This window comes from Streptomyces beijiangensis, assembly GCF_017315755.1.
GTDB classification, from domain to species: domain Bacteria; phylum Actinomycetota; class Actinomycetes; order Streptomycetales; family Streptomycetaceae; genus Streptomyces; species Streptomyces beijiangensis.
This window is the reverse complement of the sequence record NZ_JAFLRJ010000190.1, coordinates 13,759-31,201: the sequence shown is the minus strand read 5'-3', so window position 1 is coordinate 31,201 and position 17,443 is coordinate 13,759. Positions and strand designations below refer to the sequence as shown.

Sequence of the window (17,443 nt, the reverse complement as noted above, 5' to 3'; positions counted from 1 at the left end):
CCGGCGATTGAGGAGCGGGGGTCTGGGGGCGGAGCCCCCAGGGTGACGCTGACAGCGAAGTCCCGGCCCTGGCGCGTCGCATCGGCATACCTTGGCCCCATTACCGTCCTCCGTAAGGGAGTTGACCTCGTGGCCAGCGCCAGCGAAACCGTCGAGTACATCCGCTACCGCATCCCCGAAGCCCGCGCCGCCGACTTCGAGGCGGCCTACGCCCGCGCCGCCGCCCCCCTCGCCCAGTCCCCGCACTGCGTCGACTACGAGCTCACCCGGTGCGACGAAGAGCCCGCCGCCTACATCCTCCGGATCACCTGGACCTCCGCCCGTGACCACCTCGAAGGGTTCCGGCGCAGTGAGCTCTTCCCGGCCTTCTTCGCCGAGATCAGGCCGTACATCGAGCAGATCGAGGAGATGCGCCACTACACGCCGACCGCCGTCCGCGGCACCGGCGGATCCGTCCCCACCCTCTTCGAGTGGGCCGGTGGCGCCGAAGCCCTCGCGCGGCTCACCGAGGCCTTCTACGTCCACGTACGCAAGGACGAGCTCCTCGCCCCGGTCTTCGCCGAGATGTCGTCCGACCACCCCGCGCACGTCGCCGTCTGGCTCGGCGAGGTCTTCGGCGGGCCGGCCGACTACACGACCGCGCACGGCGGTTACCCCGCCATGCTCTCCCACCACCTCGGCCGTGCCATCACCGAACCGCAGCGCCGCCGCTGGGCCTCGCTGCTGATGGATGCCGCCGATGAGGTGGCGCTGCCCGACGACCCCGAGTTCCGGTCCGCGTTCGCCGCGTACATCGAGTGGGGCACCAGGATCGCGCTGGTCAACTCGCAGCCGGGTGCGACCCCGCCGCCCCGCGCCCCCGTACCGCACTGGGGCTGGGGTGTGGCCCCTCCGTATCAGGGCTAGCGGGCAAAAGGTCAGCGGGCCAGGGGTGTGGGCGTGGGCGTGTCCACGCCCCAGCTCGCGAGCAGCCGCAGCGACTCCGCCGACGCGGACCCCGGCTCGGCGTGGAAGGTGACCAGGGACAGGTCGTGGTCGTCCGGGAACTTCATGGTCTCGTACGAGAGGGTCAGATCGCCCACCACCGGATGGTGCAGCCGCTTCACTCCGTGACCCTTCTCGGTCACCGTGTGCGCCGCCCACAGCGTCCTGAACTCGTCGCTCTTGACGGAGAGTTCACCCACCAGGGCGGAGAGCTGGGGGTCGTCGGGCGAGCAGCCCGCGTACAGCCGCAGGATGCTCACCACCTCGGTCGCCTTGCACTCCCAGTCGAGGTAGAGGTCGCGCTGCGCGGGGTTGAGGAAGACCTGCCTGGCCACGTTCCGGTCGCCCGGCTCCACCGCCGTGAAGTCGCCGAAGAGCGCCTGCGCGAGCCGGTTCATGCCGAGGATGTCCAGGCGCTGCCCCAGCAGGTACGCCGGCACACCGTCCATCGCGTCCATCAGGTACTGGACGTCCGCCCGCACTTTCTGCGGGCGCGCGGCCGACTGCCGCTTCTTCTTCGTCTTCGGCTTGGCGAGGTGGGTGAGGTGCGCCTGCTCGGCGTCGGACAGCCGCAGCGCCCGCGCGATGGCGTCGAGGACCTCGGCGGAGACATTGCGGCCGTTGCCCTGTTCGAGACGTGTGTAGTACGCCACCGAGACACCGGCCAGCTGCGCCAGCTCCTCGCGCCGCAGCCCGGGCACGCGGCGGGCCCGTCCGTGCTCCGGCAGCCCCACGTCCCCGGGCTTGAGCCGGGCCCGGCGGGAACGGAGGAATTCGCTGAGTTCGGCGCGCTGGTCCATGACGTCCAGTATCCGTGGTCGTACGTACGGAAGCCTGTCCCTGCCAGTAGTACGTCCACTGGACGTAGGCAAGACAGTGACCTGGGTAATCCTTCGTCGCTCAGGCAGGCTGTACTCAGACACCCCCCTCCTGAGGAGATCGTTCCGCATGAGCATCACCACCGTCGCTGCTTACGCCGCCCCCTCGGCCAAGGCCCCGCTGGAGCGCACCACCGTGCCGCGCCGGCCGGTCGGCGAGCATGACGTCCTGATCGACATCAAGTACGCGGGTATCTGCCACTCCGACATCCACCAGGCCCGCGACGGCTGGGGCGAGGGCATCTACCCGATGGTCCCCGGCCACGAGATCGCAGGCCTGGTCGCCGAGGTCGGCGACGGAGTGACCAAGTTCAAGGTCGGCGACCGGGTGGGCGTCGGCTGTTTCGTGGACTCCTGCCGCGAGTGCGAGTACTGCAAGCAGGGTCTTGAGCAGTACTGCTCGGGCGCCGGCGTCAGCACGTACAACTCGCTCGGCAAGGACGGCGAGCCCACCTACGGCGGCTACTCCACGCACATCGTCGTCGACGAGAACTACACCCTGCGCATCCCCGAGGGCGTCGGGCTCGACGAGGCCGCCCCGCTGCTCTGCGCCGGCATCACCCTCTACTCGCCGCTCGCCCACTGGAACGCGGGCCCGGGCAAGAAGGTCGCCATCGTCGGCCTCGGCGGTCTCGGTCACATGGGCGTCAAGATCGCGCACGCGCTCGGCGCCGAGGTGACCGTGCTCTCGCAGTCGCTGCGCAAGCAGGAGGACGGCAAGAAGCTCGGCGCCGACCACTTCTACGCGACGAGCGACCCGAAGACCTTCGAGGACCTCGCGGGCACCTTCGACCTGATCATCTCGACGGTCTCGGCGCCGCTGGACTTCTCCGCGTACCTCTCCCTCGTCAAGACGGACGGCGCGCTGGTCAACGTGGGCGCCCCCGAGGAGCCCATCTCGCTCAACCTGTTCTCGCTGATCGGCGGCCGCAAGACGCTGGCCGGTTCGATGATCGGTGGCATCGCCGAGACCCAGGCGATGCTGGACTTCTGCGCGCTGCACGGTCTCGGCGCGGAGATCGAGGTGATCCGCGCGGACCAGATCAACGAGGCGTACGAGCGCGTCATCAACAGCGATGTGCGCTACCGCTTCGTGATCGACACGGCGACGATCTGATCGCCCTGGTCGCCTTACCTCTGAGGTAATCGACGCACGACGCCCTCCCCGGGAGGATCGGGACAACCGATTCCGACCGGGGAGGACCCGTTCTCATGAGTGCTTACGCGATAGGCAATCTGCGCCCCACCAGCCCTCTCCACGAGGACGTCTTCGTCTACATGGAGAAGATCCAGTCGACCCTGGACCCCTTCGGTGGCCGCTTCCTCGTCCACAACGCGACGCTGGAGGTGCGCGAGGGCGCCTGGCGGGAGGCGCTGGTGGTCATCGGCTTCCCCGGCATCGAGGAGGCGCGCGAGTGGTACGACTCCCCGGCCTACCAGGAGCTGGTCCCGCTCCGCGCCGACCACATCCCCGGCGACATCGTGCTGGTGGAGGGCGTCCCGCTCGGTTACGACGCGGGGAAGACGGCGGCTGCGTTCCGCGAGGCCCAGGCCCAGGCTCAGTAGCCGGAACCGAGCCGGTACGTGCCCGCCCGGTCCACCGTCAGCCTGACCCACTCCCCGTCCTTCGCCACCCGCGCACCCTCCGCCTTCAGCCACGGCGAGTACGCGATCCGCACGGTGGTGGACCCGGCGCCGGGCATCCGTACCACCAGCTCCGCGTCGCTCCCGCGCACGACGGTCGCGGGAGCCGACACCAGCGGCACCGCGTCCCGCACCCGGTAGACGCTCCAGTGCGCATCGCGCCAGACCGGCTCCAGCCACGGCGTCCCCGCGCCGACGATCGCGGCCTCGCCCTCGGCGGGGCCGTCCGGCCTGCCGTCGGGCAGCACGACGTAGCCGACCGCCCAGTGGTTCAGCCAGGCGCGGTACGTGGCGGGGGTGAGCGTCCCGTCGTAGAACAGCCGGCCGCGCTCGACGTCGAGCTGCCGGTTCCAGCCGCGTGCCATGTTCACGTGCGGCGCGAGCGCGGTCGCCTCCCGGTGGTTGCGCGCGGGGACCACCTCGACCCGGGTCCGGTCGGCGTCCAGCCGCTTCAGCTCGGCGACGACACCGCCGGTGTCCGAGGCCCAGGCGGGCACGGTGTCGGAGACGCGCAGATCGTCCAGGGTCTTGTCGACGAGCCAGTAGCAGTTGACGCAGAGGGCGGCCACCAGGAGCAGGCGCCGGGCGGCGGACGACGCGGTGAGCACGGCGATCAGCAGCACCACAGGCCCCGCGAGCCCCACCAGCCGCTCGACGTTCGTGCCGATGGGGGAGGCGATGAAATAGGTCAGTACGACACCGAGCCCGTAGACCCCGGCGGCGTATCGCACGATCCGCGGCCGTGCGGCCGCCCCCAGGGCCACGCAGGCGGTGAGCGGCATCCAGAGCTTGCCGACGGCCATGGGCTGTTCGCCGTGGAAGGGGAAGACGACGGTGGTGGCCGCGACGACCACGGCGGGCGCCACGATCAGGCGCGCCGCGAGTCCCCACCGCCGGTCGAGGAGATACGCCGCCCCGGCCACGACGAGGAAAAGACCGGCGACCGGGCTGGCCATCGTGGCGAGCGCGGCGCACAGGACGGCGGGGACCGCCCTGCGTACGTACAGCAGCGCGAGCAGGCCGATCGCGACGCCGACCGCGAAGGTCGTACGTCCGGACGCGACGTTGCACCAGATCGCCGCGGCCCCGAGCAGTGCGGGTGCGTACCCCCAGCGCCCGGCCAGACAGGCCAGCACCCAGGTCGCGCCGAGTCCCGCCGCGACGGAGACGGCCCGCACGCCGAACCAGGCCATCAGGTAGGGGGTCAGGAGGCTGTAGTTGGCGGTGTGGCTTCCGCCGTACCAGGAGAGGTTGTACGCGGCCCCCGGATGCCGCGCGGTGAACCCGGCCCAGGCGAGCTGCGCCGCGAGGTCGCCGCCGCCGGTGGCCAGGACGGCGGCCCACACCACGTACAGCGGCAGGGCAACGGCCGTCGCCACGGCAGGCACCCGCCACCAGGCGACGGCTTCCCCGGACCGCGCGATTCCGACGGCCCGCGGCCGCACACTCTGACTCATCCCCACAGAGGCACCCTAAAGGTCCCCGCCGGGACTACCGCAGGGGGCCGAGACGCGGTGCCGACAACGGCGGTACGGTCGTCCGGCCGCGGACCCGCAGCGCCTACGCACGGGATCCTGGTCCCGCTGTCCCCGGAGGTACGCCTTCCGGGGCGGGAGAGCGGGTGCGGACGGCGGGAATCCGGTGCGGGATGAGATGCTCCGCAGCTGAGGGCGCGCGTGACTGACGTACCGTCAAAATCCGTGCACGGAAGGTCCGGTACGCGCCCGCGCACCTCCCCGCCGGCCGCGCGCCGGCCCCTCGCGCCCGAGCGCCGGACCCGCCCAGGGGGCCCCGCAACCGAGCCGGTCCCGGCCCCCGTCCCTCACCGCGAAGGCCGCCCCACGGGGGGAGCGGCCGACAGGCTCGGGGGAGACCATGAACGCCAAGACCGTACGAACCGACGCAAACCCAACCCGCACCGGGCGCGGAAGGCGCACCGCGGCCCTCGGACTCGCGACGCTGTTCGCGGCGGCGGCCGTGGCCACGACCACCTCGTGTGCGGCGCACGGATCGAAGTCGGCCGCGGCGACCACCGCACCGGCCAAGGCGGCGGCCGCACCGGCCAAGGCGGCGGCCACGGTCGGCAAGCCGGCTGTGGAGGGCAAGGCGTTCGGTCTCAACCCCTACGCCTGGGCGACCCGCAGGTCGAGCACGATCGGCATCTACGGCATCACCTTGCACGGCCAGAGTTTCAGCTACGCCCAGGTGCGGCTGGCCGTCTTCAAGGACGGCGGCTTCCCTGGAGTGCCGAGCTGGACCGCGACCACCACCGCGCACTACGTCTCGGGCCGCCCCGGCGGCGCCTTCGACGTCACGACGGGCCTGCTGGACTGCACCGCGTACGGCTACCGGCAGAACTCGACGCTGATGGTCCTCGACCTCGCCACCAACACCTGGTCGAACAAGGTCCGCGTCTCCACGGGCTGCGGCGCCAAGTAACCGCACGGGGGCCGGAGTTACGTGGTCCCGGACTGTGTGCCCGTCCGGGTGCCCGGCTGGCTGAGGGCACTCCCGGCGGTCCACGTCGCCCAGGAGAGGTTCCAGCCGTTGAGGCCGTTGTCCGCGGCGACGTCCCCGCCGCCGGCGGAGTTCTTGACGACGACAAGGTCGCCGAGCAGCGAATTGCTGTAGAACCAGGCGCCGGGGGCCGAACTGTCCCCGCCGCCCTGCACGTCCTGCAGACCGATGCATCCGTGGCTGGTGTTCTCCGAGCCGAAGATGGACGGGTCCGACCAGTAGTTGCCGTGGATGAAGGTCCCGGAAGTGGTCAGCCGCTGGGCGTGCGGGACATCGGGGATGTCGTACTCGTCGCCGAGGCCGACGGTCGTGGAATCCATCTTGGTCTGCTCGAACTGCTCCTCGATGGCCATGATGCCGTTCCAGGTCGGGTACTTCGGGGAGCCGGTCGACACCGGAATGGTCTTGAGCGTCGCGCCGTCCCTGACGACGGTCATCTGATGGGTGGCCGCGTCGACGGTGGAGACCTGCTTGCGGTCCACGGTGAAGGTGAAGGACTTGTTCTGGACGCCGTACACACCCTGCGAGACCTCGACACCGTCCAGGTCGAAGGCGACCTTCACGGTGGAGCCCGCCGTCCAGTACTCCTGCGGCCGGAAGTCCAGCCGCTGCGTCCCGAACCAGTGCCCGACGGCCTGCTGCCCGGTGGACGAGGTGATGGTGACGGCGGACTCGACGGCCTTCTTGTCGGTGACGGGCTTGTCGAGCTTGAAGGAGACCTCCATGCCGACGCCGACGTTGCTGTTGTTCTCGGGGGTGTAGTACGCGATCGCCGAATTCGCCTTCGAGACGGTGGTGAAGCGCGATACGCGGGTCGCGGACTTCCCGTCGGAGTCCTCGGCCTTCGCCGTCAGGGTGTACTTGGTCCCGCGGTCCAGGGCCCGCGAGGATTTCCAGGAGGTCTTGGAGGCGTCCGTCGTCCCCGGTACGGAAAGGCCGGTACCGGGGTCGGAGAGGGTGACGGAGGTGAGCTTCCCCTCCGCCACGGAGGCCTTGACCGCACCGGCGCCGATGCCGATGCCGGTGGCGCCGTTCTTCGGGGTGAGCGAGATGGCGGCCTTGGGCGCGCTCGATTTCGTCACGCCGGCGGTGGCGCTCCCACCGCCCCCCGACCCGCCGGAACACCCGGCCAGCGCCATGACCGCCGCGACCGGCACCGCCAGCATTGCGGCCCAACTCCGCCGGCCATGGGCGGACTGCGTGGACGTGGATATCAAGGCTCCGGCCTCCCAGCACAGGGCGCTATGCCCTATTGATCACGTTCGTCCCTCCAGAGCAGTCTGCCGGACGGGCCCGGATCCGACACCTTCTCGGGCTTCCGTCAGCAGCCGCGGCAGCTTCCGCATGTCCTCGAGGACGACGGTCCCGGGGCCCTCCAGCCAGGCGGCGGGGGTCAGCCCGCCCGCGTAACCGAAAGCCCGCATTCCGGCGGCGCGGGCGGCCTGGACGCCGTATTTGCTGTCCTCGACGACCACGCAGGCGGCGGGCTCGACGCCCAACTGCCGGGCGGCGTACAGGAAGAGGTCGGGCGCGGGCTTTCCGTGGGCGACCTGGGTCGCGCTGAAGATCCGGCCGTCGAAGCGCTCGTACAGGCTGGTCCGCCCCAGCGTGTGGCGCATTTTCTCGTGGCTGCCGCTGGATGCCACGCAGACGGGGAGCGCGATCTCGTCGAGCGCCTCGTGGATCCCGTCGACCGCGACGAGATCGCGGTCGACGGCCTCATGGTGCAGCTCGTCGAAGCGCCGCTGCCACGCGGCGGCGGTGTCGGCGCCGAGCCGTGCGGCGATCTGCTCGCCGTTGGAGAGGGCGGAGCGCCCGATGAAGCGCTCCATGACGTCGTCCTCGGTCAGCGGCCAGCCGAGTTCGGCGCCGACGGCGGCGTGGACGCGTACGGCGATGTGCTCGCTGTCGACGAGGACGCCGTCGCAGTCGAATATGACGAGTTCAATGGGTGTGATCACCCGTACAGTCTCGCCTGCTCAGGGCTTGACGACGACGTACATTCCGCGCGCCGTGCTCCCGTCGGGCAGTGCCCACCCGCCGCTGACGTGCCCCGACTCGCCCCCGTCTTCGCCCACTTCCAGGATGCGCCGCACACCGATGGTCAGTGCCCCGGCCGCACCCTCGGTCCGTACGAGAAGATCGGTGCGCCCGGGCCCGTCGGTGGCGTCGGCGGAGAGGACCGCCCCCGTGGGCCGGCTGTCCGCCGCGAACTGCGCGACGACCGTCGGGTCGGGGGTGTTGCTGAGGCTCTGCGCCTGCGGCTCGGCTCTGCCGAGGAGCAGGGCGAGCAACTGCCTTACGAGGACGGGGTCATGGGCGCCGTCGTACACCCAGCGCTTGCCGAGCACGCCGTGCTCGGTGGTGCCGATGAGCCCCTTCTCGGCGCCGGCCAGAGGAGCCGCGCGATAGGTGAACGGCACGTGGTAGGTGACGACTTGGCCCTCGGAGGAGTCGCGGACGGCCATGAACTCGATGCCGACCTCGCCCTCGGGATCGTCGAGCCGAAACCCTCCGGCCTTGGCGAGCAGGGGCTCGCTCCCGCCGCCGGTGTACCAGGCCTGCGCGGGCAGCCAACCGGCGAGGAGCTCCAGCTTGGTGGGCGTGAGCGTGGTGCGGTGAATGACTGCCATGCGGTGGCACCTTTCCCGAGTCCTGAGCGCGTGCGGCCTGTGCTCATCCTGCCATCCGAGCGGTCAGGTCTCCGGTGCGGAGGCCATGGCGCGCTGCGTCCGGGCGCCGGGCGCCCGGCGCTAGAGAATGCCGCCGGTGGCGCGGAGGTTCTGGCCCGTGAGCCAGCGGCCGTCCGGGCCCGCCAGGAAGGCCACCACGTCCGCCACGTCCTCGGGGGTGCCCAGGCGGCCGAGCGGCGTCAGACCGGCGACCCGGGTCAGCGCCTCCGGCGGGTTGGCGCCGCGGAGCAGGTCCGTGTCGGTGGCTCCCGGGGAGACCGTGTTGACGGTGATCCCGCGGGCGCCCAGCTCGCGCGAGGCGACCAGGGTCAACTGCTCCACGGCGCCCTTGCTGGCCGCGTACGGAGCGTTTCCCGGGGCGGGCCGGACGGTGTTGAGACTGGAGATGTTCACGATGCGTCCGCCGTCGCGCAGGTGTCGGGCCGCGTAACGCACGGTCAGGAACACGGACTTGGCGTTGACCGCCATCGTACGGTCGAAGTCCGCCTCATCGGTCTCGGCGATGGGAGCGACCTCGATGGGGGCGGCGGCGTTGTTGACGAGGATGTCGAGCCCGCCGAGCTGCTGGTCGGCGGCCTCCATCAGGGCCTCGGCGGCGCCTGGCTCGGCCAGGTCGAGCTGGAGCGCGGTGACGGTCCCGCCCGCCGCTTCCGCTTCCCGTACGACCTCGTCGGCGGCCTCCTTGCTCCGTGCGTAATTGAAGACCACCGAGGCCCCGTCCCGCACGAGCCGCAGCACGATGGCCCGGCCGATGCCGCGCGAACCACCGGTGACGACTGCGGTCTTGCCTGCGAGTGCTGCCATGACCCCTCCCTCTACTCATCTGCTACTGATCCCTGGACGAGCTTGCCGGGCCCGAACCTACCCGCGCCCGGTGGGGCGGGCACGGAATCGCCGGGAACTTTCGTGCGTTGAGGGAATGACCGAGCCGACTGAAATTGGAGGGCCGCAATGGCTGCGCAGACACAGAGGGCCGTGCTGGCGGGCGGATGCTTCTGGGGGATGGAGGGCCTGGTCCGCCGACTCCCCGGAGTGACGGCGACCCGGGTCGGATACACAGGCGGGGATGTGCCGAACGCGACGTACCGCAACCACGGCACGCACGCGGAGGCCCTGGAGATCCTTTTTGATCCCGCGGGGACCGATTTCCGCACCCTCCTGGAATTCTTCTTCCAGATCCACGACCCGAGCACCAGGAACCGCCAGGGCAACGACATCGGCCTCAGCTACCGCTCCGCGATCTACTACGTGGACGACGAGCAGAAGCGGATCGCCGAGGACACGATCGCGGATGTGGACGCCTCCGGACTGTGGCCGGGCAAGGTCGTCACCGAGGTGGAGCCGGTCGGCCCCTTCTGGGAGGCCGAGCCCGAGCACCAGGACTACCTGGAGCGTTACCCGGAGGGTTACACCTGCCACTTCCCGCGCCCGGGATGGCGGCTGCCCGCCCGCGCGGAGGGCTGACCGCGCGGAGGGCTGACCGCGAGGAGGCCGGCCCGGCGACTCGGCGGGCGGGGGGCGGGAGACGGCAGCGGCGTCAGCGCGGCAGCGTCGCCGGGCTCCCGCCGTTCGCCTCGTACCCCGCCACCGCCAGCGCCCGGTACACCGCGTACTCCGCCGCCGGGTCCCCGTTCAGCGTCCACGGCAGTGCGCCCACATGGCCGTCGACGTGCACGAACTGGTCCATCGCCTCCGCCCACCGCTCGCCGCGCACCAGGAAGAGGATCAGCAGGTGCCGTACGTGCGCGAGCATCGGGTTGTCCGCTCGGGCCGTGTGCACCGCGTGCAGCGCGCCCTCCATCGCGCGGCTCACCACCGCGCTGCCGTAGAAGTCCTGGACCAGGACCACTTCCGGAAGGTGCTCGTACACCGCGAACAGCGGCAGGGCGGGCAGCAGCGAGCTCTTGGGGGCGCGGGCGGCCGCCGCGTGGGCGAACTCGTCCGCCAGTTCACGCGAGCCGTGCCACTTCTCGCACCAGTAGTGAAGAGCCGCCAGATGCGCCCCCATGTGCGTCGGTGCGCGGTCGATCACCTTCGCCCAGAGCTGCTCGAACTCCGGCCGCGGGTACGCCAGTCCGCGCGCCACCGCCAGTTCCGTGATGTACGGCACGGGGTCGCCGGGGGCGAGCAGCGCCGCCTCGCCGCAGACCGTCCGTGCCTCCTCCAGGATGATCCGGAAGTCGTCCGCGTGCGCCGCCGACGACCGCCAGGCCTGCTGCACCAGGAACTCGGCGTGCACCTGCGCCGCGCCCGCGTCCTTCGGCGACTCCGCACGCCACTTCCGCAGCCAGGCCCCGCCCGTGCCCGGCTGCTGCGCCAGCTCCAGCGACGCCGCGCCCGCGAAGGCCTGCACGCGCTGCAGCCGCAGCTCGCCCTCCTTGGGCGTCCCCGCGAGGAGCTGGGACGCGGCCCGCCAGTCCTGGGTGTGCTGCACCACTTCCCATACGTCCAGGAGATCGCGGTCGGGGCCGGGCAGACGCACGTCCAGCAGCTCCTGCCGTACGAAGCCGTAATGCGCAGGGTCCGCCGCGTCCGGTGCGTCAGGCGACACCAGCTGCAGGCCGCGTCCCGCGCGCCTGCGCCGCAGCATCGGGCCGATGGCGGCCGTCAGCATGCAGACCGCGAGCAGGATCAAGAGAATCTCCATGACACAAGGGAACCAGACACGACTGACATCCGACCAACTACGCTCGGTCCTCATGAGCGACCAGCACAGTGCGCACCAGAGTTTCGAGACTCTCGCCATTCACGCCGGAAACACCGCCGACGCCCTCACAGGCGCGGTCGTCCCCCCGATCTACCAGGTCTCCACGTACAAGCAGGACGGTGTCGGCGGGCTGCGCGGCGGCTATGAGTACAGCCGCAGCGCCAACCCCACCCGTACCGCCCTAGAGGAGAACCTGGCGGCCCTGGAAGGCGGCAGCCGCGGCCTCGCCTTCGCCTCGGGACTGGCCGCCGAGGACTGCCTGCTGCGTACGCTGCTCAGCCCCGGTGACCATGTCGTCATCCCCAACGACGCGTACGGCGGCACCTTCAGGCTCTTCGCCAAGGTCGTCTCCCGCTGGGGCGTGGAGTGGTCGGTCGCCGACACCTCCGACCCGGCGGCGGTCCGCGACGCGATCACCCCCCGTACGAAGGTCATCTGGGTCGAGACGCCCTCCAACCCGCTGCTCGGCATCACCGACATCGCGGCGGTCGCGCAGGTGGCGCGCACGGCGGGCGCCCGGCTCGTCGTCGACAACACGTTCGCCAGCCCCTACCTGCAGCAGCCGCTCGCGCTCGGCGCGGACGTCGTCGTGCACTCGCTCACCAAGTACATGGGCGGTCACTCGGACGTGGTCGGCGGCGCGCTGATCACGGCCGACCAGGCGCTGGGCGAGGAACTGGCGTACCACCAGAACGCGATGGGCGCGATCGCGGGTCCCTTCGACTCGTGGATCGTGCTGCGCGGCATCAAGACGCTGGCCGTCCGCATGGACCGGCACTGCGAGAACGCCGGCCGGGTCGCGGAGATGCTGACCGCCCACCCGAAGGTCACCAAGGTCCTCTACCCGGGCCTGCCCGACCACCCCGGCCACGAGACCGCGGCCAAGCAGATGAAGGCCTTCGGCGGCATGATCTCCTTCCAGGTCGCGGGCGGCGAGGAGGCGGCGGTCGAGGTCTGCAACCGCGCGAAGCTCTTCACGCTGGGCGAGTCCCTGGGCGGCGTCGAGTCGCTGATCGAGCACCCGGGCCGGATGACGCATGCGAGCGTGGCGGGGTCGGCTCTTGAGGTGCCGGGGGACCTCGTACGGCTGTCGGTCGGGATCGAGTCGGCCGATGACCTGCTGGCTGATCTGAAGCAGGCGCTGGGCTGATCCGGGTCCGGCGGACGGAGGCCGGCGCAGCTGTCCCGAAGCCTGTGAGGCCCCCTGGGGCCGAGCGGTGCGAGGGCAGCACGGGGGAGAGGTCGCATGCGAGCGTGGCGGGGTCGGCTCTTGAGGTGCCGGGGGACCTCGTACGGCTGTCGGTCGGGATCGAGTCGGCCGATGACCTGCTGGCTGATCTGAAGCAGGCGCTGGGTTAGTCCGGGGCTAGATCCCTTCCACCGGCGGTGTCGTCGTAGACGGCGGCACCGCCCACGGCTGCTCCACCGCCATCCACACCACCGCGGCAAGCAGCACCGCGGCCAGCAGCAGCCACCCCGCCCGCCGGGCGATCCGCCGCCGGCGCTGCATCCGTGCCCCGCGCTCCGTGGCGCGGGCCGCCAGGTCAGGGGGGATCGCCGGATGCGGGGCCTCCAGCATCAGACGGACCTCGGTCTCCTTGCGGTCCGGGGCCGTCATGGGAGCGCCACCTGCCGCAGCCGCGATGACGGCGGCTTCTTCGAGCGCATCACCGCGATGGCCCGCATGCAGATCGTGTGGACCCGCTCCACCGGCAGCCCGATCAGCGCGGCCGTCTGCTCCTCGGCCACCCCTTCGTACAGCCGCAGCACCAGGATCAGCCGCTCCTGGGGGGACAGCCGGTCCAGGACACCGCCCCGGATCCGGTGATAGCGCCAGGCCCCCCGCGCGAAGCGCGAGGCCAGTTCCTGGCGGGTGCGGTCGTACGGGTCCTCGCCGCGCAGCCTGTCCCAGCGGGCGTACGTACCCGACAGGGCGACCAGCAGCAGCCGCCGTGCCCGCGGGTTGTCGTCGACGGGCTCGGCGGTCAGCAGGGTCGCGGCATGCAACAGCCGGCCGGCCGCGCCCGCGACGAATGCCTCGAACTCCCGGGCGCGGCGGACTTCTCGGACCGCCGACCGCTCGCGCACAGTACGACCTCCCTGTCCGTAGGGCCTGCCCTCCCCTCATATGAGGGCAGGCAGGCCGCTGCGGTCAAGAGGCCGGAGTGTCGCTCTCCTGATGGCCCGAAGCACGCACGGAGAGCGCCGAGTTGAAGCGGGTGAGCAGAGTGCAGAACGACTCGCGCTCCTCCTCCGTCCAGCCGTCCGTCACCTGCGCCATGAGCTCGCGCCGCGAGGACCGGACCTCGCCCAGGCGGGCCTGGCCGCGCGGGGAGAGCTGGAGGACGACCGCGCGGCCGTCCTCGGGGTGCGAGGTGCGCTTGACCAGGCCGGTGTCGACGAGCGGGGCCACCTGCCGGGTCACGGTCGAGGAATCGATCCCCATCCCGGCGGCGAGCGCCTTGACGCCCATCGGGCCTTCCAGGTCGAGCCGGTTGAGCAGGAGATACGCGGCCCGGTCCATGGAGTTGCGGACCTGGCCCACGCCCCCGAGCCTGGTCTGCTCGGCACGGCGGGCGAAGAGGGCCACCTGGTGCTGGAGCGCATCGAGGAGGCCTGGTTCGAGATCAGAAGTCATGTCCTGAGAAAGGGGCATGGCCGGGGGCTCAATTCGTGCGATGGGCGGTTGGTGGGGGACAGAGTACGCGGCCCGGGGCAGACCCGTACCGGCCGTGCGTAATCTCGTACCCCCCTCCCGTCCAAGGGGCAGACGGACAGGCCCGCACAGCGCTGAGCTGCGAGACTTGCGGTCATGAGCTTCGGTACGTCAGACCCCTTGCAGCCCCTGATCCTGGACGACATCCGCGGGGCTCAGAAGATGCTGTCGGGGGTGTCCCGCTCGACCGCGATGGAGGGCAGCAGGCACCTGTCGCGGCTGGTCGGCTCCCCGGTCCACCTCAAGTGCGAGAACCTCCAGCGGACCGGTTCCTTCAAGCTCAGGGGCGCGTACGTACGGATCGCCGGCCTGAGCCCAGAGGAGCGGGCCGCGGGCGTCGTCGCCGCCAGCGCGGGCAACCACGCCCAGGGCGTGGCCCTCGCCTCCTCACTCCTGGGAGTGCGCTCCACCGTGTTCATGCCCGTCGGGGCCCCGCTGCCGAAGGTCGCGGCGACGCGCGAGTACGGCGCCGAGGTGATCCTCAGCGGGCAGGTCGTCGACGAGACCCTGGCCGCCGCCCAGGAGTACGCGGAGGCGACCGGTGCGGTCTTCATCCACCCCTTCGACCACCTCGACATCATCGCGGGCCAGGGCACGGTGGGCCTGGAGATCCTGGAGCAGTGCCCCGAGGTGGGGACGATCGTCGTCGGGGTCGGAGGCGGCGGGCTGATCGCGGGCATCGCGGTCGCGGTGAAGTCGATACGGCCCGACATCAAGGTGATCGGCGTCCAGGCAGCGGGCGCTGCCGCCTACCCGCCCTCCCTCGCGGCCGGGCACCCGGTCTCGATCCCCGCCCCCACGACGATGGCGGACGGCATCAAGGTGGGCCGCCCCGGGGACATCCCGTTCAGGATCATCGAGGAGTACGTCGACGAGATCCGCACGGTCTCCGAGTACGAGCTCTCCAGCGCCCAGCTGCTCTGCCTGGAGCGCGCCAAGATGGTGGTGGAGCCGGCCGGGGCGAGCCCGGTGGCGGCCCTGCTGAGCGATCCGGCGTCCTTCGAGGGGCCGGTCGTCGCGGTCCTGTCCGGCGGGAACGTCGACCCGCTCCTGATGCAGCGCATCCTCACGCACGGCATGGCGGCGGCGGGCCGCTACCTCTCGCTGCGCCTGCGGCTGACCGACCGTCCGGGCGCGCTCGCCAATCTCCTCGGGGTGTTGTCAGTGGCGGACGCTAACGTCCTTGATGTGGGTCACGTACGGATCGACCCGCGGCTCGGACTCGCCGAAGTGGAGGTGGAGTTGCACCTGGAGACGAAGGGTCCGGAGCACTGCGCCGAGGTCGGTGGGGCGCTGCGGGCGGCGGGCTACACGGTCATCGATTAAACCCCTGCGCATACGCGATGTATCGCGTTAGGGTGTGGTCCGCGAAGTCGCTCACCGGGCGCTGGCCGCCCGGCAAATCTAAGATTTGTGCAGGAACTCACCCAAAAAACTGGGGGAACCCACATGCCAGGCGCGATCTATGCCGAAGGCCTGGTCAAGACCTTCGGTGATGTACGAGCGGTGGACGGCGTCGATCTCGACGTGCCGCAAGGCACGGTCCTGGGTCTGCTCGGCCCCAATGGAGCTGGCAAGACCACCGTCGTCCGCTGTCTGACCACCCTGCTCACACCGGACAGCGGGAAGCTGTCCGTCGCGGGCATCGATGTCGTGAAGCAACCGAACGAAGTCCGTCGCAACATCGGCCTCTCGGGCCAGTTCGCCGCGGTCGACGAGTACTTGACCGGCCGCGAGAACCTCCAGATGGTCGCCCAGCTCTACCAGATGCCGGCCAAGGCGGCGAAGGCCCGCGCGGGCGAGCTCCTCGACCGCTTCCACCTCGCGGACGCCGCGGACCGCCCCTCCAAGACGTACTCCGGAGGCATGCGCCGCCGCCTCGACCTCGCGGCAGCGCTCGTCGTCTCCCCGCCGGTGATGTTCATGGACGAGCCGACGACCGGGCTCGACCCGCGCAACCGGCAGCAACTGTGGGACGTCATCCGGGAGTTGGTCTCCGGCGGTACGACGCTCCTGCTCACCACGCAGTATCTGGAGGAGGCCGACCACCTCGCCCACGACATCTGCGTCATCGACCACGGCAAGGTCATCGCCCGCGGCACCTCCGACCAGCTCAAGGCCCAGATCGGCGGCGAGCGCGTCGAGGTCGTCGTCCATGAACGCGACCAGATCGCCCCGGCCGCCGAGGTCATGCAGGCCCTCGGCAAGGGCGAGGTGAAGGTCGAGAACCACACCCGCAGGCTCACGGTCCCGGTCACCGGCGGCGCGAAGCTGCTCGCCGAGGTCATCCGCGACCTGGACGCACGCGGCGTCGAGATCGACGACATCGGACTGCGCCGCCCCACCCTCGACGACGTGTTCCTCTCGCTGACCGGCCACGTGGCCGAGCTCGACGAGGGCGAGAACGGCAACGGAACCGAGAAGGAGGCCGGCAAGTGAGTGCCATCACCGAGACCACGGCGAACACCGCGGCCCCCCGGCCGCGCGGCGGGATAGGCCAGTCGGTTTCCGACTCGCTCGTCATCGCCAAGCGCAATCTGATCCGGATGACCCGGATCCCGGAGATGGTCATCTTCGGGCTGATCCAGCCGATCATGTTCGTGGTGCTGTTCAGCTACGTCTTCGGCGGCTCGATGGTCATCAACGGCTCGACGAACCCCCAGGACTACCGCGAGTTCCTGATGGCGGGCATCTTCGCCCAGACCGTCACCTTCGCCACCGCAGGTGCGGGCGCGGGCATCGCCGACGACATGCACAAGGGTCTGATCGACCGCTTCCGCTCCCTGCCCATGTCGCGCGGCGCGGTCCTCACCGGGCGAACCCTCGCCGACCTGGTCCAGACGGCGCTGACCCTGGTGGTCCTGGCGATCGTCGCCCTCCTCGTCGGCTGGCGCACCCACGAGAACATCGGCAAGGTGCTCGGTGCCTTCGGGCTGCTGCTGCTTCTCGGGTACGCGTTCTCGTGGATCGGGGCGCTGATCGGCCTCTCGGTCCGTACGCCCGAAGCGGCCACGTCCGGAGGGCTGATCTGGCTCTTCCCGGTCACGTTCATCTCGAACGCGTTCGTGCCGACGGCCACCATGCCGGGCTGGCTGCAGCCCGTCGCCGAGTGGAACCCGTTCAGCGCGACCGTCCAGGCCTGCCGTGTGCTCTTCGGCAACCCGGGCGTCTCGACCTCCGACGCCTGGCCCATGCAGCACCCGGTCTGGGCCTCTCTGCTCTGGTCGCTCGTGATCCTGGTGGTCTTCAGGACCCTGGCGGTACGGAAGTACCGCTCGGCGACCGCCTGACACAGGACAGATAC

Annotated in this window: 20 protein-coding genes; 10 read left to right on the top strand and 10 right to left on the bottom strand. The window is 70.8% G+C overall.

Features of this window, described 5'->3' with window-relative positions:
• The first annotated feature begins 129 nt into the window (after positions 1 to 129).
• Positions 130 to 906, top strand: coding sequence for a group II truncated hemoglobin (locus tag J0695_RS20970; RefSeq protein WP_206963658.1), 777 nt, complete (start codon positions 130 to 132; stop codon positions 904 to 906).
• 11 nt (positions 907 to 917) lie between these two features.
• On the opposite strand, the gene J0695_RS20965 is transcribed toward J0695_RS20970, so the two are convergent.
• On the bottom strand, positions 918 to 1,784 hold the full coding sequence (locus J0695_RS20965; RefSeq protein ID WP_206963657.1) for a helix-turn-helix domain-containing protein: 867 nt from the start codon (positions 1,782 to 1,784) through the stop codon (positions 918 to 920).
• Between the two features lie 148 nt (positions 1,785 to 1,932).
• Between J0695_RS20965 and J0695_RS20960 the strand changes: the two genes are divergently transcribed.
• Together J0695_RS20960 and J0695_RS20955 are read left to right on the top strand one after the other, a co-directional pair.
• Complete coding sequence (locus tag J0695_RS20960) at positions 1,933 to 2,979, top strand: NAD(P)-dependent alcohol dehydrogenase (protein ID WP_206963656.1); 1,047 nt, start codon at positions 1,933 to 1,935, stop codon at positions 2,977 to 2,979.
• 95 nt (positions 2,980 to 3,074) lie between these two features.
• A complete protein-coding gene (locus J0695_RS20955; RefSeq protein ID WP_206963655.1) occupies positions 3,075 to 3,428 on the top strand; it encodes a DUF1330 domain-containing protein in 354 nt (117 codons plus the stop codon).
• Here the strand turns inward: J0695_RS20955 and J0695_RS20950 are convergent.
• Positions 3,422 to 4,963: a DUF8823 domain-containing protein gene (locus tag J0695_RS20950; protein WP_242552968.1), complete on the bottom strand. Its 1,542-nt coding sequence runs from the start codon at positions 4,961 to 4,963 to the stop codon at positions 3,422 to 3,424. The genes J0695_RS20955 and J0695_RS20950 overlap by 7 nt on opposite strands.
• 418 nt (positions 4,964 to 5,381) lie before the next feature.
• Here J0695_RS20950 and J0695_RS20945 point away from each other — a divergent pair, with 418 nt between their 5' ends.
• The gene (locus J0695_RS20945; RefSeq protein ID WP_206963654.1) at positions 5,382 to 5,945 is read left to right on the top strand and encodes a hypothetical protein; all 564 of its coding nucleotides are present in this window, start codon (positions 5,382 to 5,384) and stop codon (positions 5,943 to 5,945) included.
• A 17-nt stretch (positions 5,946 to 5,962) separates the two neighbouring features.
• Here the strand turns inward: J0695_RS20945 and J0695_RS20940 are convergent, their stop codons facing one another.
• From J0695_RS20940 to J0695_RS20925, 4 genes are all read right to left on the bottom strand, one after another.
• On the bottom strand, positions 5,963 to 7,189 hold the full coding sequence (locus J0695_RS20940) for a L,D-transpeptidase (protein WP_206963653.1): 1,227 nt from the start codon (positions 7,187 to 7,189) through the stop codon (positions 5,963 to 5,965).
• A 90-nt stretch (positions 7,190 to 7,279) separates the two neighbouring features.
• Positions 7,280 to 7,984 carry an HAD family hydrolase gene (locus J0695_RS20935; RefSeq protein WP_206963652.1) on the bottom strand — a complete coding sequence of 235 codons (705 nt, stop codon included), beginning with the start codon at positions 7,982 to 7,984 and terminating at the stop codon, positions 7,280 to 7,282.
• A gap of 18 nt (positions 7,985 to 8,002) precedes the next feature.
• Positions 8,003 to 8,656: a maltokinase N-terminal cap-like domain-containing protein gene (locus J0695_RS20930; RefSeq protein ID WP_206963651.1), complete on the bottom strand. Its 654-nt coding sequence runs from the start codon at positions 8,654 to 8,656 to the stop codon at positions 8,003 to 8,005.
• A 120-nt stretch (positions 8,657 to 8,776) separates the two neighbouring features.
• Positions 8,777 to 9,520: a glucose 1-dehydrogenase gene (locus J0695_RS20925; protein ID WP_206963650.1), complete on the bottom strand. Its 744-nt coding sequence runs from the start codon at positions 9,518 to 9,520 to the stop codon at positions 8,777 to 8,779.
• 147 nt (positions 9,521 to 9,667) lie between these two features.
• Between J0695_RS20925 and msrA the strand changes: the two genes are divergently transcribed.
• Positions 9,668 to 10,180: a peptide-methionine (S)-S-oxide reductase MsrA gene (gene msrA, locus J0695_RS20920; protein ID WP_206963649.1), complete on the top strand. Its 513-nt coding sequence runs from the start codon at positions 9,668 to 9,670 to the stop codon at positions 10,178 to 10,180.
• Positions 10,181 to 10,253: 73 nt separating this feature from the next.
• On the opposite strand, the gene J0695_RS20915 is transcribed toward msrA, so the two are convergent.
• Positions 10,254 to 11,363 carry a hypothetical protein gene (locus J0695_RS20915; protein ID WP_206963648.1) on the bottom strand — a complete coding sequence of 370 codons (1,110 nt, stop codon included), beginning with the start codon at positions 11,361 to 11,363 and terminating at the stop codon, positions 10,254 to 10,256.
• Positions 11,364 to 11,415: 52 nt separating this feature from the next.
• Here J0695_RS20915 and J0695_RS20910 point away from each other — a divergent pair, with 52 nt between their 5' ends.
• Both J0695_RS20910 and J0695_RS20905 read left to right on the top strand, forming a co-directional pair.
• On the top strand, positions 11,416 to 12,573 hold the full coding sequence (locus J0695_RS20910) for a cystathionine gamma-synthase (protein WP_206963647.1): 1,158 nt from the start codon (positions 11,416 to 11,418) through the stop codon (positions 12,571 to 12,573).
• Between the two features lie 104 nt (positions 12,574 to 12,677).
• Positions 12,678 to 12,782, top strand: a complete 105-nt coding sequence (locus J0695_RS20905; protein ID WP_372445807.1) for a PLP-dependent transferase — start codon at positions 12,678 to 12,680, stop codon at positions 12,780 to 12,782.
• 7 nt (positions 12,783 to 12,789) lie between these two features.
• Here the strand turns inward: J0695_RS20905 and J0695_RS20900 are convergent, their stop codons facing one another.
• The 3 genes from J0695_RS20900 to J0695_RS20890 all read right to left on the bottom strand — a co-directional run bounded on the left by J0695_RS20900 (position 12,790) and on the right by J0695_RS20890 (position 14,079).
• Positions 12,790 to 13,041 (bottom strand): hypothetical protein, encoded by a 252-nt coding sequence (locus J0695_RS20900; RefSeq protein WP_206963646.1) that lies wholly within the window; start codon positions 13,039 to 13,041, stop codon positions 12,790 to 12,792.
• Complete coding sequence (locus tag J0695_RS20895) at positions 13,038 to 13,511, bottom strand: sigma factor-like helix-turn-helix DNA-binding protein (protein ID WP_206963645.1); 474 nt, start codon at positions 13,509 to 13,511, stop codon at positions 13,038 to 13,040. Before J0695_RS20895 ends, J0695_RS20900 begins: the two co-directional genes overlap by 4 nt.
• A 64-nt stretch (positions 13,512 to 13,575) precedes the next feature.
• Entirely contained in the window at positions 13,576 to 14,079 is a 504-nt protein-coding gene (locus J0695_RS20890) for a MarR family winged helix-turn-helix transcriptional regulator (protein ID WP_206963644.1), read from the bottom strand.
• A gap of 156 nt (positions 14,080 to 14,235) precedes the next feature.
• On the opposite strand from J0695_RS20890, the gene ilvA reads away from it, so the two are divergent.
• From ilvA to J0695_RS20875, 3 genes are all read left to right on the top strand, one after another.
• Positions 14,236 to 15,465 (top strand): threonine ammonia-lyase, encoded by a 1,230-nt coding sequence (gene ilvA, locus J0695_RS20885; RefSeq protein WP_206963643.1) that lies wholly within the window; start codon positions 14,236 to 14,238, stop codon positions 15,463 to 15,465.
• 123 nt (positions 15,466 to 15,588) lie between these two features.
• Positions 15,589 to 16,578 (top strand): ATP-binding cassette domain-containing protein, encoded by a 990-nt coding sequence (locus J0695_RS20880; RefSeq protein ID WP_206963642.1) that lies wholly within the window; start codon positions 15,589 to 15,591, stop codon positions 16,576 to 16,578.
• Entirely contained in the window at positions 16,575 to 17,429 is an 855-nt protein-coding gene (locus J0695_RS20875; RefSeq protein ID WP_206963641.1) for an ABC transporter permease, read from the top strand. Before J0695_RS20880 ends, J0695_RS20875 begins: the two co-directional genes overlap by 4 nt.
• Positions 17,430 to 17,443 lie beyond the last annotated feature (14 nt).